The sequence below is a fragment of the Algibacter lectus genome (assembly GCF_900112395.1).
GTDB lineage: Bacteria > Bacteroidota > Bacteroidia > Flavobacteriales > Flavobacteriaceae > Algibacter > Algibacter lectus.
On sequence record NZ_FOLN01000001.1, the window covers coordinates 735875 to 762099 of the forward strand.

Consider the following 26225-nt stretch of genomic DNA (forward strand, 5'->3'; position numbering starts at 1 on the left):
ACTTATTAATTACATTAGAATTAGTCACAAAAAAAAACGAAAATCAAGTTGATTTTCGTTTTTTTTGTGACTAATAAAATATTTACTGTTTAACTATTCTTTTAGTAACGCTTCCTACATCGGTATTTAATTTTAGAAAGTAAACCCCGCTTTTAAAATTTGTTAAATCAGTAGAAGCACCAACCAAAGCACCAACTACGTTATAAACCTCTACAGTTTTAATAGTAACACCTGGGCTTACAATATTTAATTCACCTCTTGTAGGGTTTGGGTAAACTGCAAGCTGATTTATTGCTTCCGTTTTTGCTGTGCTTAAAGTAACATTGGTATTTTGCTGAATATCATCAATGTAAAACACATCACCATCATAAGTTCCTGTAGCATTAAGTTTAATATCTAATCTAGATAGATATCCTGGCTCAGCTCCAGCAGCTGTAGAACCATCTGATTCTCTTAAAGCGTCTTCAAAATTAAATTCAACCTCATACCAAGTATTTGCAGTTAAACCAGAAAGAGAAACTGTATTTGTTAAATACCTAACGCCTCCAAACCATGGTTCTAATTGTATATCTACAGCTGTTTCATTAGCAGATAAAAATTTAAATTTATACCAAGTTCCATCAGTTGCTCCATAAGTTCCTCCAGGATTATTAATAGCCAACCATCTCCATGCCGGAGCTGTATCTGTTAAAGTAATTTGAAAAGCTGTTGCACTAGAATTTATTCCTGATGTTGAAGGGTTAGAGGCATTAACAGCAGTGGCTTGTGCTGCCGCACCTCCCCTAACAATTGGAGTTAATGTTCCAGTTTCAAAGTCCATTGCATACTGTCCGTAAGCCAAACTCCCCATTATTAAACAAGAAGTTACGAGTAATTTTTTAATCATAATAAAAGTTATTTAAGTTTATATATTACCAAATCTCTTAATTTATAGGAGATTACAGTGGTATATATGTTTTTTAGAATAACACATATGTTTAAACTCTATTAATCTAGAGGCTAAGTAGTTCTATTATTGAACTATCATTGGTTTCAGATGTAAAACATCAAAAAAACAAAAAGTCGCCCGAAACAACTCAGACGACTTTTCTACTTAAAAAAAACTAACTAAAACTAACTAAATTTATACTTAGGAAATATTTTTAAACTTATCTTTTTTACTTTTATATTCTTATTGATCTTCTAACTTCCAAGTTCTTACCCAATCATATTTTGTTGTTAAATCATCAAAAGACCCTGTATCAAAAATAGTATTGGCATCAATTGGATTCCAATCGTAGGTTTCAATAGCCATGGTAATATGGCCTTCTAAATCAAAATCTGCTGGAGGGTTGGTAATAGAATGACTTAATTTTCCGTCTAAATAAAACAATATTTCCGTTGGTGATTTCCACCAGCAACCGTACACAAAATATCTCGAGTTATTTTTTTCGGTTAAAATAGTTTTGGCAGGACTTTGTTTAGATCCTGTAACTTCAGTATCACAATCTCTTTCGTGTCTCCATGTATTCGATGCGTATATTTGATCAAAATTATCAGCCCAAGCCGCCGTATTTGTAAGTCGGCCAACGCATTCTTGAATATCTAACTCTAGTTTTCTAACAGGTCCTGTATTACAGTTTTGTTTAAAAGCTATCCAAAATGTAGAAGACATTATTGTTTTATTAGCTTGCATTTTACATTCGTAATAATAGCCTGGTTTAGCTGTAATTTTAGATCTCACAATAGCTCCACCGTGAGTCCAATCTATACCATTAACACGTTTTGGAGCGTCAAATTTTTCAACAGTAATATTTAAATTACCATTAGCTACTGTTACGTTATCTGCTTCAAATAATGCAGGTGGTCTTCCTATCCAACTAAATCCATCTGATGAAGGATATCTATGCCATTTATTATCATCAAAAGTAGTACCGTCAAATTCGTCCGACATATCTTCTACTTTTACCCATTTTTTTCCGCTAGGCACCTCAACTCCATCTACTACAGCATAAGGCTTATCTCCAGAAGGTTCCATAACAACAACATCAAAACTACATGAAGCCGTATTCCCTGCTTTGTCGGTAGTAACAAAAGTGTTTGTTGTTGTACCAATTGGAAATGATGATCCGGATGCTAAACCAGCCGTTTGCGCAGTTACGGCACCTAGCACATTATCAGTACCTACAGGTGCGGTATAATTAACAATGGCATCGTTTTTTCCTGCATCAATAAAAACCGAAATCGAAGATTCACATGTTATTGTTGGCTTTGTTGTATCTATAGGTATTACTTCTTCTTTTTCATCAGAATCATTATTACTACATGCTGTAATAACAAATAACGCTAGCGCTAAAAACGTATATTTTTCTATTTTTTGAAACATAATATTTATTTATTCTACAAACTTAGTCTTCATTTAAAAAAATCGACTTTTCATATGTATTTCAAACTATAACAAATGGTTTTATATCATTAAAATTTATCACTAAACCTTGGTAAACCACTATTATCATTAAAAAAAATGAGCGTAATTGAAATTTTAAAGTTTTAAACTCAAATTTTCAATTACGCCCAATATGATATTCAAAAAAAAAGACTTTTTATTTCATTTACATTCGGTAATCAATGTGTTATTCGTCTTCTAATTTCCAAGTTCTAACCCAATCAATTTTCATGGTGTTTATGGTATTATCTGCTAAATCAGATTTAGGAGGAAGACCACCAACCCAAACAGCTTCATTTGTCCATAAATCAAAAATAATTTCTAAATCTCTACTAAATTCTCGACCGGTATATGTTGTTCCAGATCGATCTTCGCCAACCTCAACACTTCCTGCTGGTTCTCCGTTTAAATAAAACTGAATGTGTTTAGCATCTTTCCACCAAACTCCAAATGTGTGATAATCTTCATTCCATTTTACATTTTTTAGCGGATTAGTGTCTGATAAGCCCGAACGCTTGAAATTATCTTCATCTCTAATCGTTACAGGAGATTTACTAGAATCTGCATGAAAATATTGCGAATTCATTTGATTAGGAAAATCTGCTGCCTGAGAACAGCCTAAACAAGAAGGTTTAGAATTATTTTCAATAATATCAATTTCATCTCTATTATTAATATCGCCATTATTTAACCAATAGGTATTATAAGCTGAAATATGAGCGGCTTTTATTCTAGCCTCGGTATACATTGGGAAACTGGTCTCTGCTTTTGAATGTATTCTAGCGGTTTGAAACCATCGATCTTCTGGATTACTTTCGTTTAATGTTGCTTTTATCCAAAGATTACCATCGGTTACTCCTGAGTTGGTAGCAGCAGAAGTCATGAAAACAGGTATACCATAATTCCAAGTAGATTTAAACCACTTATTACCATCCCACGCCTCAAACTCATCGGACATACTCTCTAACTTAACCCATTTTTTTCCATCTGGTGTTGTGTTATCTATAGACGTAAAAGACGGTTGTGTTGGGTCTATATTGTTAAAATCTTCTGCAGTAGGTCCATCAACAACATCATTAACTATTATGTTTACCGTTGCGGTATCTTGATCTCCGTCTTTATCTGTAATGGTATAAGTAAAACTATCATCACCATTAAAATCTGCATTTGGTATATATTCAAAAACGCCATCACTAACCTCAGTAACACCTCCATTACTAGCGGTAGTTTCTAGGTTATAATCATCTCCATCTCCTCCATCGTTTCCAATATTATCATTTATGGAAACATTTACCTGATTAGCAGTGCCTGCTGTACTACCTTCTTCAACAGTTAACTCATCATTATTTGCTGTAGGTTTATAATCTATAATTTCAGCTGGATCTTCTGTTTTAGAATCATTACTGCAGCTGCCCAAACTTAAGCTTATCGCTAAGATTAGCAAACTAATATTTTTACTTAAAAAGCTTATTTCTAACATTTTTTATTGATTTAATTATGAGTTAAACGAATAAAAAGGGAGCGCTTAAAAACACAGCCTCCCCTTTTTATAAAAACTAACTCAACAATTTATTAAGGTCTATTTGTTAATTTATACAGTGTTAAATCGTCCATGTAAAACTTAAGTGTTTCAGAATTTACATTTTGCCCTCTTAGCATAAAACTCTCGTTTCCATCTGCTGCAAAAGAAACCGTTACAGAGGTATAAAACCACTCACCTATTGGAGTTGTAGCGTTAAAATTAGGATTATCTGCAACTCCCCAATCTGTAGAAGGTCTCCAAAACATTCTAAGGTTTGATGTAACTGGAGTACCTAAATCTACAACATAGATCCATGCACCCATTTCATATTTAAATCCTTTTTCTGTTGGAAAGGTTACGTTGTTACCATCTGCATCTGTATTTCCTATAATCATTCCTCCATTTGGCTCAAACTCTAAGTACATACTTTTTGATCCAGAATGAGCTTGATCAAAAGAGAAACTCATGCTATATGCATCCCATGGTGCACCCCACCAAAGATATGGCCAGTTGCTAACTTCTGAAGTTTCGAATGAATTATCAACGTTTGAATTTGGATCGTCAAAAAGATTCACTTTTATAAAATCTGTTAAAACCGCGTCTGTAAATGCTTCGGATGCCACAGCATCAAGCGTTCCTAAATCTCCTGGTGTATATGATATTTTAACAACATCATCATTGTACATAATTTCATTATCCAATTCAACAACTAAAATATTGCCTTCTTCAGAATCTACAAGAACACTACGTATTATTGGAGATAATACAGCGCCTCCTGCGGTTTCTATTGAAACAGAAAAATTGTTTTTATTTACCGTTTCCGAATCCATTTCTCTACTAAATTCTAAACCAATTTTAGTTTGAGATTCTTTTTCGAAAACGCGATCTAATGTTACAGGTTCTGTTGAAGGTATTACTTTAATGAATTTTTTCACATTAATAGTATCTGCACCTCCTGGTCTACTTCTAGAAGTAATAAATTGTAAATCCCAAGATCCTAACTTGCTGTATTTTACATCTACTTCTGGAGCTGCATCCATTATCTGTATTGGTTTAGCTCCTGGTAAATTCCAAACAAAACTAATAGGTTCTCCTGTTGTTGTATAAGATAATCTTACTGCTTTACTCGCCGTAATTTCATTTTCAGCATTATCAGATAAAGTTAATTCTGCTCCAGTACTTCCATCATCATTAATATAATGTGCTTTTATAGAGGCCTCAACTGCACCAAGTACAGTTACTACAATGGTAGTATCAATTTCTCTACTATTATTAGGTACAGTGCTATCTTCATTAGGATATACATCGCCTTTAAAAACCTGATGTAACGTTACATTATGTTGTCCTGGCTCATAGAAAAAACCTTTTACAACATCTTTTGGAGATGTGTTTTCATCTGTGCCAGATATTCTAGAAACTGTTTCTGGAAAGGTCCATGTTCTAGATTCCACACCACGAGAAATATCGCCAAAATCGATATGACCTCCAACATTAATAGTATTATCAAAATCCATTTCGGAAGTAACAATAGCTCTATGACTTGGTTCAACTAAATTAACCGATTCATCTTCAGCACAAGCAACTGCAAAAAGTGCCATGAAGAGAATAAGTTTAAAAATTCCTATATTTTTCATAATTCGCTTTTTTTAATTAAATAAATTATCATTGGTTTGTACTTCTTGATTTGGTATCGGGAAATAGTTGTGTTGTGCAGGGTTGTAATTCGCAGAACTTTGAACAAAATCTGGTCTAATTCGCTCAACAATATCTAATGGTGCTACACCACCAGAACCAACATTTAAAATTGTTTCCTTATTTTCTTCTCTCCAAATCTCATCGGCTCTAAGCTCGTCAAACACCTCTTGAACAATACCCCAACGTACTAAATCTTTCCATCTATGGCCTTCAAAACACAACTCCACAACACGCTCTACACGTTGTAAATGTGTAAGCACTGTTTCTGCATTAGCTGCTACCATAGGTTGCGTTCCATGTACTTGTTTACTAACATGTAACTGTGGAAACATTCCGGCATTATTATCCATATATTGCTGTAACGTAATAACACCAGCTCTGCTTCTAACTATGTCTATATATTTTATAGCTGTTTCATAATCTGAATTTGCCATAAGGACAGCCTCTGCGTACATTAATAATACATCGGCATATCTCATATGTCTAAAGTTAATACCCGACCTAGATAAAGCAGGCTCTGCACTTAAATGGTACCAATTAGAATGTTTTTTAATATATGCACTTTGCCCAAACCCGAAACCTTTAACTTCTGAAGATTCTAAAGTATAATACGTGCCTTCCATGTTACGAACTGCAATAGTTGCATTCATCCTTCTAGATTCTACATTATCGTCGTTTATTGAATTTTCTGTATCTACCTCATCATTAACTAACATTTCATGCAAATTATAAGTAGGCATAATAGTATTAAAAGCTCCATAGTTTAATTGCCCTACAGCTGTAGCCATAGTAGATGATTCTGCTCCTGTTTGAAATGGCGTATCATCTACAGCACTTCCTGGTGTTCCTGGAGATAAATCGAAAGAATAATTAACTTCAAAAATAGATTCTTCATTAAACTCATTTTCATGTCCAAAATTATCACTAATATTTCTTGTTAATGAATAAACATCAGAATCGATAACACTTTTAAAAACGGTTGCTGCTGTTGGCCAATCTTTCTTATACAAATACACTTTACCAAGTAATGTTGTTGCTGCACCCCAAGTAACACGACCGTTATCAACTCCATCCCAAACTTGTGGTAAGTTTGATTGCGCAAACTCTAAATCTGGAAGAATAATAGCATCGGTAACTTCATCTATAGTAGAAAATGGTTTAGCAAGTTCTTCTTTAGTTTCGGCAACTTTATCATGAATTACTGCACCTCCATAAGTGTGAGCTAATTGAAAATAAAAGAAAGCTCTTAAAAAACGTGCTTGTGCTTCTATTTGATTTTTAGCATCGCCAGTAAACACACTATCATCGGCTTCTTGGATATACTGAATTACTTGGTTGGCTCTAAAAATACCAACATACAACTCATTCCATTTATCGGTGACATGATAAATACCTGCATTAAAGGTTAAGTTTCTAAAGGCCTGTGGTCTGTACCAAGATTCTGTTCCGGCGATATCACCTAAAACAAATTCGTACTGTAACTCACCACCACTTATACTTTGAAATTGAAGTGCGCCATAAACGGTCGTTAATGCGCTATTAAACTGTCTTTCAGACTTCCAAAAGGTATCTGTAGTAATCGCATTCGGATTAATCTCTTCCAAAAATTTATCTTCATCACAGGCAACAAATGCAAACGAAGAAAGAAAAATTAATGTAAAAGTTATGTTTTTTAATAATTTCATACTTATTAATTTTAATTTTTTAAAAACTTAATTGAAAACCTAACATAAACTGGCGAGTAACTGGGTAGTTACCACGATCTACACCACGAGTAAATATACCATCACCTCCTACTTCTGGATCGTAACCAGAATAGTTAGTAAATGTGAATGGGTTAGTTGATGTTAAATACACTCTTGCTTTTTCAATTCCTGTATTTGAAATATCAGGGATAGTATAACCAAGCGTTATAGCTCTAATTCTTAAGTAAGTTCCATCTTCTATAAAATAATCGGAACCTGCTTTTACATTACTATGGAATCCATTTTGCCTGAATGTAGGCACATCTGCAGTTGGATTTTGTGGAGACCACATATATAGTAAATCTCTATGTCTTCCATTTTTATAAGCATATAGCTTGGCGCCATTATAAATTTCTGAACCATGAGAATAAAAACTTGAAACATTAAAATCGAATCCTTTATAGTCTAGATTTAATACAAACCCTGCTTCGAACTCTGCTTGTCCTGATCCTGAATAAACTCTATCATTATCATCTACCTTGTTGTCATTATTGGTATCCTTGTACATCATATCTCCTAACTGAGGTGTACTTAAACTACTTAAATCTAACTGAGTATATTCATCTAACTGCTCTTGAGTTTTAATTACCCCATCATTTTGAAGAAGGAAAAAAGCACCAGCTTCGTAACCTTTAGCTAAAAAAGTAGTGTATTCTACATTATTACCCATAGAAATTATAGGTCTACCGTTAGCATACCCTCTATCTATACCGTTTAAATCTGTTACTTCGTTTATGTTTTTAGTGAACGTACCTGATAAGCTGTATTTAAAATCGCTACCAATTTTGTCTTTATAACTAATGGCAATTTCGAGTCCTTTGTTTACCATATTTCCTCCGTTAACAACTTTTACATCGTAAACTCCAGAAGCTCCAGTTTGGTAAGTACCCGAAGATGCCGGAAGGCGTTCTTGAAGTAGCATATCTTTTTTATCATTTTGATACAAATCTGCTGTTATAGCTAATTTGTTTTTAAACAAGGATAAATCCACACCAATGTTTTTAGACAAAGTAGTTTCCCATTTAATATTAGGATCTACATAACGTCTTTGAATAGCTCCAAAATTTAATTCTTCATTCGGACCAAAAGGATAATTTATTCCAGACTCTATAATAGGCGTAAATAAATATGGTGCAATACCTTGGTTACCTACTTCTGCCCAACTTCCTCTTAACTTAAAATTACTAATGGCTTCAATATTAAACCAGTTTTCTTCATGTATATTCCAACCTGCAGAAAAACCAAAGAAATTACCATACCTGTTAACTTCAGAAAATTTAGAAGAACCATCGCGTCTATAACTTGCAGAAAACAAATACTTTTCATCATAGTTATATTGTACTCTAGCTAATTTACCACTTAGAGTTGTAGTTTCATTATAACTTGTTGGCTTAATACCTTCTGAACCACTTCCTAAAGTTTGTAAATCGTTACTTGCATCATCACTATAAATAACGCCAACACCTAGATTTCTTCTTTCAAATCTTTCATAAGAAAGTACACCTAATAAAGAAAGGTTATGCTTTCCGAAACGCGTTGAATAATTTAAAATATTCTCAATAGACTCTCTTTTAGAAAAGATATAATCTTCATTTAACAAAGCATTTGGTGTAGATGCCGTAGCACTATAATCGCCAGTACGTGTATATGCTAAATATTGAGGTCTAAAAAACTTTCTAAAATAATTAAATTCATTTCTACCAAGGTTTACTTTATACTTTAAACCTTTTGCAACTTCATATTCTAGATTAAGCGCTATGTTGTTCGATTTTGTTTCTCTTTCATCAACATTATCTAATTGACGTGATAAATAGCTATAAAAAATTTCGTTGCCCACATCTAGCTCTACACTATTTTCACCAACAGATGGAATAGCTCCTAATGGTCTAGACCATGGTTGCTGCCCTACACCATACTCATAAAGCGACCAAGGTTCTTGTGTACGATTCTCTACTGTATAACCAACAGTAGCAAAAGCTTTAAATTTTCCTTTAGTGAATTGTCCCGTTAATCTATTTGATAATCTATCAAACCCAGAATTTATTAAAACACCATCTTGCTTAAAGTAGTTTGTGGCAAAATTTAACGTTAAGTTTTCAAGACCTCCAGATATATTTAAATTTAGATTTTGAATAGTGGCATTGTTATTTTGAACATCGCTAACAAAATCGGTATCATAATCTAAGGGATCTGCATTGAAAAAAAACGTTAATGGTTCTGTTCCCAACAATTCGGTAGTTACTTCCAAAAGATATAATTGCTCAACAGTATTCATTAAAGGTGTTCCTGAAGTAATATTTTGAATACCTGAATACGTATCCTTTAATTGTTAGGTTTTGGCCGTGCATGAGTCCATAACTCATAAACAGCATGAACGCTAACCCGTATTTCATAATTGTTAGTTTAATACTCATAAGTTTATTTAGTTTATAAAATTGATACCCCAATATTATAAATTTGATAAAAAAATGGCGAAATACTGACTTGACATGAACTTTACCCTACAATAATTTAACATTTTTATACTTGACATGACCTTGACATTAATAGCCAAAAAACAAAACAAACACCTAAAAACCAACACCTTAAACACAAAACACGAACACAACATATCTCAAATTTCAGATTATTAAGCTTTTATTGTAGAAATTAAGAGCTTCTTGCTCAGTTTAAATTGAAAAAACAAAAATGTCATTGTTGTTAAAAAAATAGGCTGTATTAAAATACAGCCTAGATCAATAAATGCACAACTACTTCGAAAACTATACAATTATTTTTTTAGCACTTTACTATTTTATAAAGAGCAGTAATTTGTACTTTTCTTTTTAAAATTGGAACAAAAAAACCAGAGAAATTAACTTCTCTGGTTTAATTTAATTTTATTAAAACTGTTAACCAATTTACTCAGGTTTAAAAACCCTTATATAATCAAAATAATTTCTTGTTCTTTCAGGGTTTGTTACACCTGGATCGGTAAGATAGTCAATACCATTACTTTCTCTCCAACCTTGCGCTGCTTGACTTAGAATTAAATACATAGGCTTATTTAAACCTGTACTATTTGTGTAGTTCTCTGGGTCTATTTGATTCTCTGGAGTTCTTCTAACCTCTTTGCCATCTACAAAATACCGCAAATCTTTGGGGCCCCACCACAATACACCATACCTATGGTAATCTTGGGACCAAACTGTATTTTCACCATCAGCATACCAAGTTTCTGCACCTGTAGGTTGATAATCTTGAAATGGACTTCTAATAAAAACATGATGACTTAAATGCAATCTCTTAGAAAAATAATCGTTAGTTACATCACCATAAGCTTCAAGATTGTCTATTTCTTGAGTAGAATCTTCACTTAGCATCCACACAGCACACGCTAAAGGCGAGTTACTTATTTTTGCCCGAACCTCCATATATAAAGGGTATTTAACCATTTCTTTTGAGCTAATGCAACCTGTTTCCACAGTTCCATTAATTATGGCCGCTTCATATATCAACTCTCCATTACTAATAGCGGAACGAGAAGGGGTATACCTGGTTTTATCAGGACCTCTCCATCCGTTAAAAAATTTATCTTGCCAGTTAGTTGTAAATTCAGCAGATGATTTATCGAATGAAAATTCGTTTGAGAATTTATCTTGATATTTCCAAAACTTACCTTCATTTGGTATAGGTAATTGCTCAGGAAGCATATATTTATCTTCAGTTTCATCGCCTAAATCTTCAATATCAGTTTGTTCCTGCTCTTCAACTTCTTTTAAAAGAGAATTAGCTTTCTCACAACTGAAAGCAAAAACGCATAACACTAATATTATATAACTTATATGTTTCATTTCTTTTATCTTTTTTAAAAATGTGAAAATCAAATTATTCAATTGTTTTTGGAGTACGTTTTAAAGCTTCTACTTTTAATTCTTCATGTAATTCTCTATACATTTCTAATCGCTTTTTTTGATAGGCATTAGCTTGCAGCCAGATAACAGGTTGATTATTGGCATTCCAATTATTCCACAAATTCGCCATTTTCTTTCGCTGTAGGTTACTAGATTCTATAAGGTTATTAGATTCAAATGGGTCTAATTCCATATTATAAAGCGCCATATTTTTATTCTCTAATAAAAATTTTGAAGTTGAAGTTCTTACAGCCCATCCCTTACCTTCTGATGCTCGCCAAAACAGTGCACTATGAGGAGAGCCTTTTACTTCATTTTGTAGGTATGGCAACAAATTCACACCATCAAGTTTTGCATTCTCGGTGTCAGCTTCAGAAACTGCAATAGCTGTTGCTGCAATATCCAATGATGAAACCAACCCCTCAAACTGTCTAGGTTTTTTAACTCCATTAGGCCAGTGCACTATAAATGGAACATGACTCCCACCTTCGTACATAGAGCCTTTACCTTTTTTAAATGGATAATTACTAGAAAAAATCTCATTATTATATCCGGTAGTTGCGACCCCTCCATTGTCGGAAAGGAAGAAAATAATAGTATTGTCTAATTTTCCACTTTCTTTAAGCGCATCCACAACCATACCAATACCTTCATCCATCTTATCAATCATGGCCGCATAAATGCGACGTTCTTTACTTTCGATATGCTTATATTTTTCAATAGTTTCTTTTGGAGCTTGCAGTGGCATGTGCGGAGCGTTATAAGCCAAATACAACATAAAAGGCGTATCTGATTCCTTAACAAATTTGGCAGCATCACGACTTAAGGCCGTGGTAAGATATTCATTAAATTCTCCTGCCCCATTATTTAAAACAAGTGGATAAAAATCTCCTTCGTTGGCTCCATAATTAGGTTTTCCTTTTTTATTTACTAGGGGTATAATAGTATTTACTTGTTCTGGAAAATAGGTATGTCCACCTGATAAAAACCCATAAAAATGATCAAAACCTCTATTATTAGGATGGTAAGGAGCTGCCGCACCTAAGTGCCATTTACCAATAATTCCCGTTCTATAACCGGTTTCCTGCATACGTTTGGCAAAGGTTTTTTCTTCAAGCGGTAAACCCATATACAGATCAAAAGGAGAATAGGTTGAATTGATTTCCATTCCGAACCTAGCCTGATACCTACCTGTTATAAGTCCTGCACGAGAGGGACCACAATAAGGATGTGTTACATAACCATTTGTAAACACAATACCATTATTTGCCAATTTATCTAATTGTGGCGTAAAAATATCTTTACATCCAGTAAATCCAACATCGTGATACCCCAAATCATCGGCCAGTATTACTAATACATTAGGACGATTTTGTGCCGTAAGAAGTGTAGATTGCCCGCACAAAAACGAAACAATTAGAAGAGATATAATTGAAACTTTCTTTTTCATATTTTAAACTTAAAGGTTTTATTTAACGAGTACTTACAAAAAACACGTGCTTTTTATAAGTTTAAAATCACATTATTTGGATTAGAAACATCTTGACCTGAATAATCGATAGTGAAATCATAACTGAGTGCAACATTTAGCGTTGCATTAGTTCCTGCCTTAAATTAAAAAAAAGCCTGGTCTGGCCTGATCGTTTATGGAGGCCATGAAACATTTTTTTGAGCAAAAGCAAATGTCCCACTCAATAATAAAATAATTTTTTCATACTATTTAGTTTTAGATTAATTATATAACAAATCAAATATTTTATTTAAGTAAATATTAGAAAAGGTACTTCACATAAATTAGACAATTCGAAAAAACTACTTTTTTAGCACTTTAAAATGATACCCTGTATCTGTTTTTAAAAAGTAAATACCGTTAGTAAGTTCGGATATATCTATTTCGGTATTCTTTTTAAACGATTTAACCCTTAAGCCTGCAATATTATAAACATGAATATTATTGTAGTTTATGGCTCCTTTAAAATTAATAACACCCTTAGTTGGATTAGGATATAGCTTTATTGAAGGCGCTAATTTGTTATCCTGAACATCTAAAGTTAAATTTCTTAAATCACTACTAAAATTAAATACTTGTAAAGTTAATGTACTAATATGTCCACCGGTATCTCCAAACTCTACGGAAACCGTATTATCTGCTTGAATTAAACTAAAAGGAACAGGGATTTCTAAAACTCCAAAAAAGCGTTCACGTTGTGCCTGATTATCTCCTCTCCAATTCTCTGGTACATCAACCAAAGTACCATTTACTTTTATTGTAGGTTGTAAAGATGCGCCATGCAATCTACCCAAACCTACTCTTAAAACGGCTTCACCAAACGTGTTTTTTGACACATCATTTACTTGAAAATTTGTAGTTTGATTTGCAACAATAGGCTGTAAATACGTTGTAGCATAGTATTTTGTTTCGGTAGTTGTTTCATCAATTAAAATAGCATTACTAAAAGTATACTCTAAAATCATGGTGCTTTCAGCATTTAAAGTTACAGTTGAAGTATTTACTGCTATAGATTCTTCTAATAACTGAGGTAAATTACTTCCACCCAAATACAAGTGCTTTTTTATTAAAGAAGCCATAGATAAACCATCGATTTCTATTACATCTAAATCAATTTCTTCATCTGTAAAATTTAAATTATTGAGTATAACATAAGCTTTATTACCATCTACATAACCATCAACTTGAATATCTAAATTATCTGAAAACGTATCTATTCTAGTACCATTAACATCACTCCATAACTGATAAAACTTTACCATATCGGTATATACCCACTGCCCTGTATAACTCGTTGGTTCGTTTTCTTTACGCATTAAACGATGATTGTAAGGAATGCCATTATTATAACCCCACTCAGCCTTTACTATCACGAAATTGATAGCAGAAGCAATATTATTTGGCCTATCTAGAAAAGACATTAATTGAGCATTTTGCGCTTTTAAATGAAGCCAATCTCTATACGGACTCCATTGTTGATTTGAATAATCGTGCATTTGTGCGCCATATTCTGAAATTACAAATGGTTTTACTTCTCCAAAAGACATGTAACTGTATTGCTCCATCATATCAAGAGTAGCTTCAACATTACTACCCGAGCGTAACTTTTTCTGCCCACCTCCTATTGAAGGAAAATCGTATAGATGTATAGACCAAAAATCCATGTTATTACCTGCAACATCCATAAATAGCTTATCCCTATTTATCCAACGTTGAAAATCGCCTTTCTCAAAATTTGGAAAAGCAGCAGTATAACCACCTACCTTAACATTGGGTACTTGAGCCTTTATAGCTATGGCGACATCGTTATGAAAATCTGCAACTTCTTGTAATGAATTGGTATAATCTTCTGGTCCGCCGAGGTGTTCGTAAGCAGGTTCATTTATAATTTCAACAAACTCGGGAACGGGCTGACCATTATTGCCATGAAACTCATTAATATAACGCCCCATATATTCACCAGTTGCAGTTCCGTTAGCAAAACTCCAACCTTGGTTTGTTGCTTTTTGTCCTTCGCCTGTCCAAAATGGATATTTTTGAGCACCTAAAATTAAAGTATTTCTGGCTTCATAAGGATGTAAATTTGTTTGAGACGCATAAGTATTACGTCTATTTAAACCTAGTGATGCTATATGTGCTGGATTAGCGTAACCTGTTCTAGCTGGATCTTCTTGCATTTGATTTGAAAACCACGATACACCACCAGTATCTCTACCCATGTAAACATCGTAACCATTCAAAAAATGATCTCTTAAATCTGCTGTAAAATTAGTTCCGTTCCATTCATTTTCAGTTTGACTCGCATGAATTGTAATAAATTTGGAACGGTCTAATGTTTCAATACCTCCTACAATATGCTTTGCATTCAGGATCGCTGTAACTTTAGAATTAGCATTAATGCTTGATGATACGGTAACATCAACACTGCCGTTCGCAGAGCCTCCGCCATCATCAACCAAAAAAATAATTATTTTATAAAAATGTCCGGCTGCCAAAGTATTACTTTCGGGTACATTAGCCGGAATTGCGTAATTGTAATTTATAACATCACTATTTGCATGTGTATCTGTAGGTGATCCACCAAGCGGGCAAGTCATGAAAGCTCCATATTGAACAACCGTGTTTTCTGCTGCATCAACTTCGCGAATCCAAACACATATATAATCTAAATCAGGCGTATTATAGGTTAGTTCCATATCTACAACCTGCCCAGGTGAAAATGTTAAGTTTGTTGGTGCATTTGTCCAAGAAATTGAACTTTGTGCAGCTAAAATAGTTGATGCAAAAAAAAATAATAGGGTAATTTTTTTCATGATTTTTTATATAAAATTGATTTTTTGTAAGTATTAATGATAAATGTATATAAATCACATAGGCATATCATTAATTTCAACTTGACAAAAACTTGACAAACCAACTTCTTAGTATTTGCGCACCTTTAGATATACTTAACATTCAACTAAATAAAATATATTTACTCCTTTGTATAAATAATTTTCTATATAAGAAATCATATATATACTTAAATTTAAATTCAAAATTATATATTTACCCACACCAACAATTACACAATTCTTTAAAAACAAGACTTATTTTGTATTATTTTCAACATTAACTTAATAAGTTTATATTTTTAATAACTAAACAGCATTACAAACAAATTAATGATGGTAAAAAAAAATATTAAGTTTTACAACAATTTAGAACACCTAAAAAGCACTAGAGTTTTAAATATTTTAGCACTTATTCTCTTTTTAATTACTGGAAGTCTAAGTGCTCAAAACAATACAAAACAATCATTTGATAGGGCGATGGATTTGCGCTTTAAAAAGCCAGATAGTTCAATCATCTTATTTCAAAAAAGCCACGAAGCTTACTTAAAAAATAAAGACACCGTTAATGCTATAAAAAGTTTAATGGAATTATCTCTAGTTTATGGAAATAGAGCCCAATATGCCAACTCTTATAATGTATTATGGAATGCTTTATTACTTACCGATAACACAAAACTCGAAACAACAAAATCTCTTGTTTATAATAGATTAGGTAGTATATATAATTATTTTAAAAGAGAAGACAAGGCTTTAGAATACTTAAAAAAAGCATTAGAAATTCACAAGTCTTTGGTAAAACAAAACAAAATTCCAGCATCAGGCCTGGTACCCTACTATTTTTCAATAACTACAAGTTATAGAGAGTTAAAAAAAACGGAGCTCGCTAAAACATACCTAGATAGTAGCTATTTATATTTCTCTAAAAGTAAACCAGCTATAGCAGAGTCTTTTTTAGAATTTGAAAAGGCCAATATTATGGCATTACAAGATAAAAATGAAGAAGCGCTGGTAATTTTTAAAGATATACATCCGTGGTTTGTGGAAAATGAACCTTCATATTTAGTCTTGTTTTACAAATTTTGGGGTGATATTTATCTCAATTTAATGCAACTTGATAAAAGTGAAACATTATACAAAAAGGCGCTAAACGTATCTTCAGAATACGAAAGTCATATCGACTTTACACCGTTAATTTACGAAAAACTTACAGAGCTATATTTAAAACAAAATGATTACAAAAATGCTTTTGCAAACTTGCAAAAAGCAAAAGATTTGGATGCCAAATTCTTTGATAGTCGTAGCCCTAACAATCATTTTCTTTTGGAAATCAAGGATTCTTACAGACTTGAAAAAGACAGACAAGAAAAACTTATACAAGCTCAGCATTTAAGACAGCTAGAGCAAGAAGACGAGATAAAAAATCTACAAAGAATTATTTTACTTGTATCGGTTGTTTTTATCCTTATTATTGGGTATTTCTACATAAAAAATCTAAGAACAAAACACAAAGCAGAAAAACAACTTATTAGGCGTAATAAAGAGTTGGAAATAAAGAAAGCTAAAGAACTTTTAGAACTTAAAAACAAAGAACTAGCAGCTTCTGCGCTTCAATTGATAGAAAAGGATGAGTTCATGAAAAACCTTAAAACAAAAATTAGAGAAGGCGAACCAACCATTAAAAAAAGTGAATTAAATAAAATTTTAAGATCTGTATCTGTGGATAACACCAATTATTGGGAAGAATTTAAATTACGTTTCATAGAAGTTAACAAGGACTTTTATGACATTATTTTTGCCAAATATCCAAAACTCAGTCAAGGCGATCAAAAAATTTGTGCCTTAATAAAATTAAATATGTCTAGTAAAGAAATGTCTCGATTGCTAGGTATTTCTGTTGAGTCTGTACACACTTCAAGACACCGCATTAGAAAAAAAATGAACCTAGATAGAAATATAAACCTCGAAGATTACATAAATTCTTTATAGTATAGTTTTTGTCAGTATTAAAACGCACTCTCACCTCCTTTGTAAAGTTTAAATCAAGTTGATTTAAACGCTATTTATGGCTCTATCTTCTAATTTAGCCATGCTCGATACTACACTGCTTTTAAACCTTTTATTAGTCCGTATTTAAGACTACTAAAGGTTTTAGCACGTGTATGTATTAAACATTTATCTCATTAAAATCTTTTCAATTAAAAATTAATGCACACAACACATGTGTTCTTTTTTATGAGGCTAATTAAGTTACTAAAGGCTATAAAAAATATAACCAAAGTATACGGAGTAAGCTAGATTTTGTTTGAAATGACAATATGAGATATATCTAAAACCATATCAGATACAGCTCGGCTTATAAATTAATTAAAATTGTCCTGCTGATGTACCAATAAAATTTTAAACACTTATACAAGGGAATTTCTACTGGTAAAATTCTGGCAAAGCATCAAATTTTAAACAACAGACAAACTCACATAAAATAAAATCTATAATAATGAAAGCAACAGTTTACGAAGGCAATAAAACCTTCAAAGTAATCGACAAAGAAATTGAACAACCAAAAACTGGAGAAGTTCAAATTAAAGTAGCCTATGTTGGCGTTTGTGGAACAGATGTGCATATTTATCATGGTATGATGGATAAACGTGTGAACATTCCAGAAACTATTGGTCATGAAATGTCTGGAGTTATAGAAGCTGTTGGCGAAGGAGTAAGTGGTTTTTCGGTAGGTGAAAAAGTAGTTGTTCGCCCATTGGATGACAGAAAAGTAAAAGCGTCTGATAAAGGATTTAATCACATTTGTGAAGAGTTAAAATTTATTGGTATTGATAGTCCTGGTGCTATGCAACAATATTGGAATGTGCCAGCATTTACATTGCACAAACTAAAAGAAAATACAGATTTAAAATTAGCAGCTTTAATAGAACCTTTGTCTGTTGCAGCACACGATGTACGCTTAAGCGGATTAGTTAAAGGTGAAACTGCTGTAGTTTTAGGTGGTGGCCCTATTGGTTTATTAGTTGCTATGGTTGCTAAAGAAGCTGGTGCTCAAGTTATTATTTCCGAAGTAAACCCAAAACGTATTGAAAAAGCAAAATCATTAGGTTTTGATGCTGTAAGCCCTATCGATGTCGATCTTGTTGATTATGTGAGTGGCAAAACGGAGGGTAGAAAAGCCGATGTGGTTTTTGAAGTTGCTGGTGTACAACCTGCATTAGATGTAATGTGTGAAGTAGCAGGTATTCGCGGACGTATTGTTATGGTTGCCATACATGGTGTTAAAAAAGAAGTTGATTTATTTAAATTCTTCTGGAAAGAATTAAAATTAATTGGTGCTCGTGTTTATGAAAAAGAGGATTATGAAAAAGCAATTACTCTAATCACGGCAAACGAATTACCATTTGAAGATATGATTACAGATGTGCAGCCTCTAAGCAATATTCAACAAGTATTTGAAAACATAGACAATAACCCAGATGGTTTAAAGGTACTTATGGACTGTCAAGCATAATAAATTAAGTAAAAAACATAAAAATATAAACGATGAGTATTTTAAATAGTTTCAGTTTAGAAGGAAAAACAGCTATAGTTACAGGCTGTAAAAGAGGTATTGGTAAAGGTATGGCAATTGCTTTAGCCGAAGCCGGTGCAGATATTATTGGCGTATCAGCTTCATTAGAATTAGAAGGTAGTGCTATCGAAAAAGAAGTAACTGCCCTAGGAAAAAAATTCACAGCTTATCAATGTGATTTTTCAGATAGAAAAGCATTATACACATTTATAAAAAGTGTAAAGGCGAATCACTCTCAAATAGATATTTTGGTTAATAATGCAGGAACTATTTTAAGAACTCCAGCGGCAGAACATCCAGACGAAATGTGGGATAAAGTTATTGAAGTAAACCAAAACTCACAATTTATATTAACTCGTGAATTTGGAAGAGATATGATTGCTCGTGGTTCTGGTAAAATCATTTTCACAGCATCATTATTAACATACCAAGGTGGTATTACAGTACCAGGTTATGCAGCAAGTAAAGGTGCTATTGGCCAAATGATTATGGCTTTTGCTAACGAATGGGCAGGTAAAGGTGTTAACGTAAATGGTATTGCGCCAGGATATATTGCTACAGATAATACAGAAGCATTACGTAACAACCCCGAAAGAGCAGATTCTATTTTAGCGCGTATACCAGCTGGTAGATGGGGTGAACCTAAAGATTTTGCAGGACCTATTGTATTCCTAGCATCAAAAGCATCAGATTATATGCATGGTTCTATCACACTAGTAGATGGTGGCTGGATGGGGCGATAATGCAACAAATTCAAAACAACCATGAAATACAATAAAAAAATAAAATTAATAATTTTAAATTTTGTATTCTTTATATCTCTAGCGGCTTTAGCACAACCCGGATCTGAAGTTTCACACAAAAACAACAGTCAATTATCGCAAGATTTGAGTGGTTTTAAGTGGAAAATGAAAATGATGCTTCCGGGAGAAGGCATAAAAGCAGGATTGCATGAACTTCCTCCTGAAGATATTGAAACTTTAGTTTGGAATGCTGCTCAAGTGCCAGGTGATGTCTATACCGATTTATGGAAAATTGGAGCTATTGATGATCCATATTTTGGAAGAAACAGCGTAAAAGCCCAATGGGTTATGCACTATGAATGGTGGTATTCGCTTCAATTCAATGTTACTCAAGATCTAACCGATCAATTAGTACGGTTAGATTTTGAGGGTGTTGATTATGCCTGTGATATTTGGTTGAATGGTCATTTTTTAGGAAGTCATGAAGGAGCTTTTTCAGGTTTTTCATTTGATATTAATCATGCCATACGAAGCAGTAAAAAAAATCTAGCTAGCTCTAATATTTTAATGATTAGGCTTGCTCCTCCTCCACAAGTTAATGCTAAAGTAGCCGGCAGAAAAACACCTTGGTTTGGCGATTATTGGAGAGACTTAATTCCTTTTGGGATTTATAGACCAATAAAAATGGTATATACAGGTAAAACAAGAATTAAAGATGTTTACTTACGTCCTAAGATTGAAGCTAATAATAACGCAAAGGTAACGCTCGAAGTAGAAATTGAAAATACAGAAGCTGAGGCAAAAGACATAACTTTTACATCTACAATTCAGGGTAAAAACTTTAAATCAGATATTATTACCACGGTATTTACAGAAAAAATTGCCCCTGGTAAACATACAATTAAAAAAGACATCTCAATTAAAGACGCCAAATTATGGTGGCCTTGGGATATAGGGAAACCAAACTTATATATATCTAAACTTTCAATATCTGAAAATAAAATTAATCATGATTTTAAGGAAACCACTTTTGGTATACGGGAAGTTAAAATGGAATGGAATCCTGGTTTTACTAAAGATGAAGTAAGTTTCCCTAGAACAACACTTATCAATGGTAAAAAAATATTTATACGTTCTGCTTGTTGGGGAGGGCCTCCAGATATTTTTACAGGTCGAACGTCTAAAGAAAAATACAAAAAATTAATTCAGTTAGCTAAAGAGGCAAACATGAATAACATTAGAATTTTTGGATGGCACCCTTCTGAAATCCCTTTATTTTATGAATTATGTAATGAAGCTGGTATTACCGTTTGGAACGACGTTATACCTCTAGGAACTGGAAATTTATCACATGATGAAGATTTTATAGCAACAACTATTGCTGAAGGCGTAGCTGTAATTAAAGAACGTAGAAATAATCCTTCTTTAATAATGATGGAAGGAGGTGAAGAAATGTTTTTACGTTCTGGAGATCCAAAATTCACTAGAGACTTTTTAGAGCGTTTAGGTAAAACATTACAAGAAAATATAGATTTACCATATGTTCCTGATTCACCTTTAACTTGTGAAGCTTCACAAGAAGCTGGCTACAAACCCAAAGAAGCAGTTCATGCATTAGCATATTTTTACAACATGGGCCATGCTCCAATGGAAGATTGGATTAATAAATTAGATTTTCCAATTGTACCCGAACTAGCAATTACTTCAGTACCAAATGTTGAAAGTTTAAAGAAATTTATCCCTGAAAACGAAATATGGCCACCTGGACCAAGCTGGGGGCATCATTGGGCAGATTTAGACCGTTTACGAGCTCAAAATTTCGACACTTTTGGAAGTGAAAAAACAGGTTCTCTTCAGGAATTTGTTGATGCAACTCAAGATGCGCAAGGTATTATTTTTCAATTATCAATAGAGCATTTTAGAAGAAACAAGCCAAAAACAAGTGGCATTGCACTCTGCCATTTTATTACTTATTGGCCAGATATGAAATGGGGTATTGTTGATAATTATCAGCAAAAAAAGCGCTCATTTAATTATGTTAAAACAGCTTATCAGCCTGTTTTAATAAACCTTCAATTTGGAAAAAGAAGATGGTTTAACAACGAAACATTTAATAGTAAAATTTGGATTGTAAACGATTTTTATAAAGAATACAAAGATTGTATTGCAAGTTATACTATCACTAATGATAATGCTGTTGTTTTAAACAAAGGATCATTTAAAATAGATAAAATTGATGAAAATAGTTCTAAAAAATGGTTGGATTTAAATGTAGATGTGTTAAAAAAAGTAAAAAGTAATTTCTATGTGAATTTAGAATTAAAAGATAAAAATGGAAACTTAATTTCTAAAAACAAATACATGCTTTTAATTGGCAACCATGATAATGCTGGTAAAGAATTTAAGGCCATGGGAAATGAAATTAGACAAAGAAATGCGATATATAAATACTCCAATTATAATCAGTTTTTTGATAAACTAACTGGCGAAAATGGAGAGATTTATGAAAGTAAAACAGACACAATTATTGCAAGAGGATTTAAAACTAAAAATTAAACAAAAAATAAAATAAAATGGCAGAAATTAAAGAATACCAATTATTTATTAATGGAGAATGGAGAACTTCAACTTCTGGTGATACCATTGATATTGTAAACCCTTCTACTGAAGACATAGTAGCACGTGTACAAAACGGTACTGCTGAAGAAGCTATTGAAGCCTTACAAGCTGCTGATAAAGCACAAAAAGAATGGAAAAAATTACCTGCACGCTCTAGAGCAGAATTACTTTATAAATTAGCTGATGAAATTAAAGCTAATTCAGATTATTTAGCAGAATTATTAGTAAAAGAGCAAGGTAAATTATTAAAGGTAGCAAAAATGGAAGTTGCTGTTACAGCTTCTTTTATTGAATATGCTTGCGAAGGTGCTAGAAGAATTGAAGGCGATATTATCCCTTCAGATAATCCTAACGAGCAAATATGGATTCAAAAAATACCAAGGGGTGTTGTTGTTGCTATTACAGCATGGAATTTCCCACTAGCATTAGCTGGACGTAAGTTAGGACCTGCTCTAGTTGCAGGAAATACTATCGTAATAAAACCAACCTCTGAAACGCCTTTGGCAACTTTAGAGTTAGGAAATTTAGCTAATAAAGTAGGTATTCCTGCAGGTGTTATTAACATTCTTACAGGCCCAGGTAGAGCAATGGGTAACGCTTTAGTTGAAAGCCCTATCTGTAAAATGGTAACCATGACAGGGTCTACGCCTGTTGGTCAACAAATTGCTAGAAACGCTGCACAAAACTTAACACATGTACAATTAGAATTAGGAGGAAAAGCACCTTTTATTGTTTTTGAAGATGCTGATATTGATGCCGCTGTAGCATCGGCTTTACATTCTCGTTTTGATAACTGCGGACAAGTGTGTACTTGTAATGAGCGCATGTATATTCATGAAGATATTTATGAAACTTTTATGGAAAAGTTTATTACTGCCACAAAAGCGCTTAAAGTTGGAGACCCGATGTTAGACGATACAGATATGGGACCAAAAGTAAATGCTTCGGAATTAAAACATATGGAACATTTGGTTGCTGTAAGTATTGAAGAAGGTGCAACTGTTGCTACTGGTGGTAAAAGACCAGAAGGTTCTCAATTTGAAAAGGGCTATTGGTTCGAGCCAACCGTTTTAACCAACGTTAAACAAGATATGACTATTGTTCATGAAGAATCCTTCGGTCCTATTTTACCTGTTTTAAAATTCAAAACTTTTGAAGAGGTTATTGGTTATGCTAACGATTGTGAATATGGTTTAGCGGCTATGGTTTTTACAAATAACATGAATACTATAATGAAATGTAATGATGAGTTAGAATACGGAGAAATTTACGTAAACAGAGGTCATGGAGAACAACACCAAGGCTTTCATAACGGTTACAAATTATCTGGTTCTGGTGGTGAAGATGGTAAATATGGTTTTGAACAGTACATGGAAAAGAAAACTTTTTACATAAAACATAAAGCCTAATTAGTGAATTGAATTGGTTTTGAATGAATCAAAACCAATTCAATTTAATAGCATTAAATTTAAATGAAAAACAACGTTTTAATCTTTATAATTCTATTTATTCTAACCCTGCAAAGTTATGCTCAAAATAACTTTAAATGGTATGATGAAAGTATCCCCTTTAATGAGAGAGCCAATTTATTGGTTCAAGCCATGACTCTTGAAGAAAAATGCAGTCAATTTGTTTCAGCATCACCAGCAATACCAAGATTAGACGTACCAGAATACAATTGGTGGAATGAGTCTCTACATGGCGTTGCACGAAACGGAAAGGCAACTATTTTCCCTCAGGGAATAGCTATGGGAGCCACTTTTAATCCTGAATTAATAAAGGAAGTTTCAACTGCAATTTCAGATGAAGGCAGAGCCAAATTTCAAGTTTCAAAATCTATAAATAATAGAGGTCAATATGCCGGTTTAACCTACTGGTCTCCAAATGTGAATATATTTAGAGATCCTCGCTGGGGGCGCGGACAAGAAACTTACGGAGAAGATCCCTTTTTAACTTCAAAAATAGGTATTGCTTATGTGAAAGGTTTACAAGGTGATCATCCAAAATACTTAAAAACTACAGCTTGTGCAAAGCATTATGCGGTACATTCTGGCCCCGAAGAACTACGTCATAGTTTTAATGCTAATCCTTCAAAATTAGATTTAAACGAAACTTACCTACCTGCTTTTGAAGCCTTAGTTACACAAGCTAATGTACAAGGTGTTATGGGTGCGTACAATGCGGTATATGGAGAACCATCAACTAGTAGCACTTTTTTGTTAGATGATATTTTAAAAAAACAATGGGGTTTTAATGGTTATATAGTTTCCGATTGTGGTGCTTTAGGAGATATTCTAAAGGGACATAAAAAGGCAAAAACTGTTGAAGAAGCAGCGGCATTAGCACTTATTGCCGGAGTTAACCTAAACTGTGGATGGGTTTATAATTCAATTCAATCTGCTGTTGAAAAAGGACTAGTCTCTGAGTCCCTGCTAGATGAACGTTTAAAGCAATTGTTTTTGACTCGCTTCAAATTAGGATTCTTTGATAAAGATGAAAGTAATCCATATAATAGTATAGGTATAGAGGTTATCAATTCTAAAGAAAATAAAGATCTTGCTAGAAAAGTAGCGCAGCAATCAATAGTGCTATTAAAAAATGATAATAACGTTTTACCGCTTGATAAAAAAATAAAATCACTTTATGTCACTGGACCATTTTCCTCTTCAAGTAATATTTTAATAGCAAATTACTATGGTATGTCTTCCAATTTAGTAACGGTTTTGGAAGGTGTTACAGAGAAAGTATCGTTAGGAACCTCTTTAAATTACAGACAAGGCGTATTACCTTTTCAAAAGAATTTAAATCCTCTTAATTGGGCTCCAAATGTTGCAAAAACAATTGACGCTACCATTCTAGTTGTTGGTATTTCGAACGAAATTGAAGGTGAAGAAGTTGATGCAATTGCATCTGAACATAAAGGTGACCGAAAAGATTTAAAACTACCGCAAAGCCAAATAGATTATATAAAAGAAATAAGTGAAGTAAAAAAAGGTCCATTAGTTCTAGTTATCGGCACAGGTAGCCCAGTTTCGCTAGAAGATGTAGAACCTTATGTAGATGCTATTGTATTAATGTGGTATCCAGGAGAGCAAGGCGGCAATGCCGTTGCCGATATTCTATTTGGCGATGTATCTCCTTCTGGTCACTTACCAATTACATTTCCTAAAAACGTAGAACAATTACCTGTTTTTGATGATTATAGTATGAAAGGCAGAACCTATAAATACATGGAAAAAGAACCTATGTATCCTTTTGGTTTCGGACTAACTTATGGCCAAACAGAGTTCTCCAATGCTAGCGGCAATTTAAAAAGTATTAGTAAAAAACAAGACTTCTCCTTTTCTGTAGATATTAAGAATACTAGTAAAGTAAACTTTGAAGACGTTATTCAAGTCTATTTAGTGCCTGAAGATACTCAAGGCTTCTTACCAAAATATTCTTTAAAAGCCTTTAAAAGAGTAGAATTACTTGCAGGCGAAACAAAAAACATAAGCTTTAATATTTCTAATGAAGATTTCTATCAAACTAATTTAGAAGGAGAAAAGGCGTGGATAAAAGGAAATTACAAATTAATGATAGGCAATGCGTTACCAAGTAATAAAAGCTTAAAACTTGGCGCAGCTAAACCTATTGAAATAACAATTAAACTAAAATAGTAAAAGACT

General features: G+C 33.1%; 15 protein-coding genes. 6 read left to right on the plus strand and 9 right to left on the minus strand.

Annotated elements, in window-relative coordinates; translation table 11 throughout:
- Positions 1–82: 82 nt before the first annotated feature.
- The 9 genes from BM246_RS02560 to BM246_RS19825 form a co-directional block, all read right to left on the minus strand.
- Positions 83–886, minus strand: a complete 804-nt coding sequence (locus BM246_RS02560; RefSeq protein ID WP_083415686.1) for a T9SS type A sorting domain-containing protein — start codon at positions 884–886, stop codon at positions 83–85.
- A gap of 285 nt (positions 887–1171) precedes the next feature.
- A complete protein-coding gene (locus BM246_RS02565; protein ID WP_074935660.1) occupies positions 1172–2365 on the minus strand; it encodes an HYR domain-containing protein in 1194 nt (397 codons plus the stop codon).
- Between the two features lie 247 nt (positions 2366–2612).
- Positions 2613–3905 (minus strand): Ig-like domain-containing protein, encoded by a 1293-nt coding sequence (locus BM246_RS02570; RefSeq protein WP_074935661.1) that lies wholly within the window; start codon positions 3903–3905, stop codon positions 2613–2615.
- Between the two features lie 92 nt (positions 3906–3997).
- Positions 3998–5581 carry a hypothetical protein gene (locus BM246_RS02575; protein WP_074935662.1) on the minus strand — a complete coding sequence of 528 codons (1584 nt, stop codon included), beginning with the start codon at positions 5579–5581 and terminating at the stop codon, positions 3998–4000.
- A 12-nt stretch (positions 5582–5593) separates the two neighbouring features.
- The gene (locus tag BM246_RS02580; protein ID WP_074935663.1) at positions 5594–7327 is read right to left on the minus strand and encodes a RagB/SusD family nutrient uptake outer membrane protein; all 1734 of its coding nucleotides are present in this window, start codon (positions 7325–7327) and stop codon (positions 5594–5596) included.
- 19 nt (positions 7328–7346) lie between these two features.
- The gene (locus BM246_RS02585; protein WP_074935664.1) at positions 7347–9662 is read right to left on the minus strand and encodes a SusC/RagA family TonB-linked outer membrane protein; all 2316 of its coding nucleotides are present in this window, start codon (positions 9660–9662) and stop codon (positions 7347–7349) included.
- 625 nt (positions 9663–10287) lie between these two features.
- Positions 10288–11220: a family 16 glycosylhydrolase gene (locus tag BM246_RS02590; RefSeq protein WP_074935665.1), complete on the minus strand. Its 933-nt coding sequence runs from the start codon at positions 11218–11220 to the stop codon at positions 10288–10290.
- 34 nt (positions 11221–11254) lie between these two features.
- Positions 11255–12730 (minus strand): sulfatase-like hydrolase/transferase, encoded by a 1476-nt coding sequence (locus BM246_RS02595; protein WP_074935666.1) that lies wholly within the window; start codon positions 12728–12730, stop codon positions 11255–11257.
- A 362-nt stretch (positions 12731–13092) separates the two neighbouring features.
- Positions 13093–15603: a T9SS type A sorting domain-containing protein gene (locus tag BM246_RS19825; protein WP_074935667.1), complete on the minus strand. Its 2511-nt coding sequence runs from the start codon at positions 15601–15603 to the stop codon at positions 13093–13095.
- 351 nt (positions 15604–15954) lie between these two features.
- On the opposite strand from BM246_RS19825, the gene BM246_RS02605 reads away from it, so the two are divergent.
- The 6 genes from BM246_RS02605 (at position 15955) to BM246_RS02630 (ending at position 26216) form a co-directional block, all read left to right on the plus strand.
- A complete protein-coding gene (locus BM246_RS02605) occupies positions 15955–17610 on the plus strand; it encodes a tetratricopeptide repeat protein (RefSeq protein WP_083415688.1) in 1656 nt (551 codons plus the stop codon).
- Positions 17611–18118: 508 nt separating this feature from the next.
- Complete coding sequence (locus BM246_RS02610; protein ID WP_074935668.1) at positions 18119–19135, plus strand: zinc-dependent alcohol dehydrogenase; 1017 nt, start codon at positions 18119–18121, stop codon at positions 19133–19135.
- Positions 19136–19173: 38 nt separating this feature from the next.
- Positions 19174–19938 carry an SDR family oxidoreductase gene (locus BM246_RS02615; RefSeq protein WP_175489770.1) on the plus strand — a complete coding sequence of 255 codons (765 nt, stop codon included), beginning with the start codon at positions 19174–19176 and terminating at the stop codon, positions 19936–19938.
- A 21-nt stretch (positions 19939–19959) separates the two neighbouring features.
- Complete coding sequence (locus BM246_RS02620; protein ID WP_074935670.1) at positions 19960–22494, plus strand: glycoside hydrolase family 2 protein; 2535 nt, start codon at positions 19960–19962, stop codon at positions 22492–22494.
- A gap of 17 nt (positions 22495–22511) precedes the next feature.
- Positions 22512–23966, plus strand: coding sequence for an aldehyde dehydrogenase (gene aldA, locus BM246_RS02625; RefSeq protein ID WP_074935671.1), 1455 nt, complete (start codon positions 22512–22514; stop codon positions 23964–23966).
- A gap of 63 nt (positions 23967–24029) precedes the next feature.
- Complete coding sequence (locus BM246_RS02630) at positions 24030–26216, plus strand: glycoside hydrolase family 3 C-terminal domain-containing protein (RefSeq protein ID WP_074935672.1); 2187 nt, start codon at positions 24030–24032, stop codon at positions 26214–26216.
- Positions 26217–26225 lie beyond the last annotated feature (9 nt).

Bases quoted from the DNA above. Each gene is read 5' to 3' on its own strand.
- BM246_RS02560 (WP_083415686.1), bottom strand. From the start codon at position 886: ATGATTAAAAAATTACTCGTAACTTCTTGTTTAATAATGGGGAGTTTG.
- BM246_RS02565 (WP_074935660.1), bottom strand. From the start codon at position 2,365: ATGTTTCAAAAAATAGAAAAATATACGTTTTTAGCGCTAGCGTTATTT.
- BM246_RS02570 (WP_074935661.1), bottom strand. From the start codon at position 3,905: ATGTTAGAAATAAGCTTTTTAAGTAAAAATATTAGTTTGCTAATCTTA.
- BM246_RS02575 (WP_074935662.1), bottom strand. From the start codon at position 5,581: ATGAAAAATATAGGAATTTTTAAACTTATTCTCTTCATGGCACTTTTT.
- BM246_RS02580 (WP_074935663.1), bottom strand. From the start codon at position 7,327: ATGAAATTATTAAAAAACATAACTTTTACATTAATTTTTCTTTCTTCG.
- BM246_RS02585 (WP_074935664.1), bottom strand. From the start codon at position 9,662: ATGAATACTGTTGAGCAATTATATCTTTTGGAAGTAACTACCGAATTG.
- BM246_RS02590 (WP_074935665.1), bottom strand. From the start codon at position 11,220: ATGAAACATATAAGTTATATAATATTAGTGTTATGCGTTTTTGCTTTC.
- BM246_RS02595 (WP_074935666.1), bottom strand. From the start codon at position 12,730: ATGAAAAAGAAAGTTTCAATTATATCTCTTCTAATTGTTTCGTTTTTG.
- BM246_RS19825 (WP_074935667.1), bottom strand. From the start codon at position 15,603: ATGAAAAAAATTACCCTATTATTTTTTTTTGCATCAACTATTTTAGCT.
- BM246_RS02605 (WP_083415688.1), top strand. From the start codon at position 15,955: ATGATGGTAAAAAAAAATATTAAGTTTTACAACAATTTAGAACACCTA.
- BM246_RS02610 (WP_074935668.1), top strand. From the start codon at position 18,119: ATGAAAGCAACAGTTTACGAAGGCAATAAAACCTTCAAAGTAATCGAC.
- BM246_RS02620 (WP_074935670.1), top strand. From the start codon at position 19,960: ATGAAATACAATAAAAAAATAAAATTAATAATTTTAAATTTTGTATTC.
- aldA (WP_074935671.1), top strand. From the start codon at position 22,512: ATGGCAGAAATTAAAGAATACCAATTATTTATTAATGGAGAATGGAGA.
- BM246_RS02630 (WP_074935672.1), top strand. From the start codon at position 24,030: ATGAAAAACAACGTTTTAATCTTTATAATTCTATTTATTCTAACCCTG.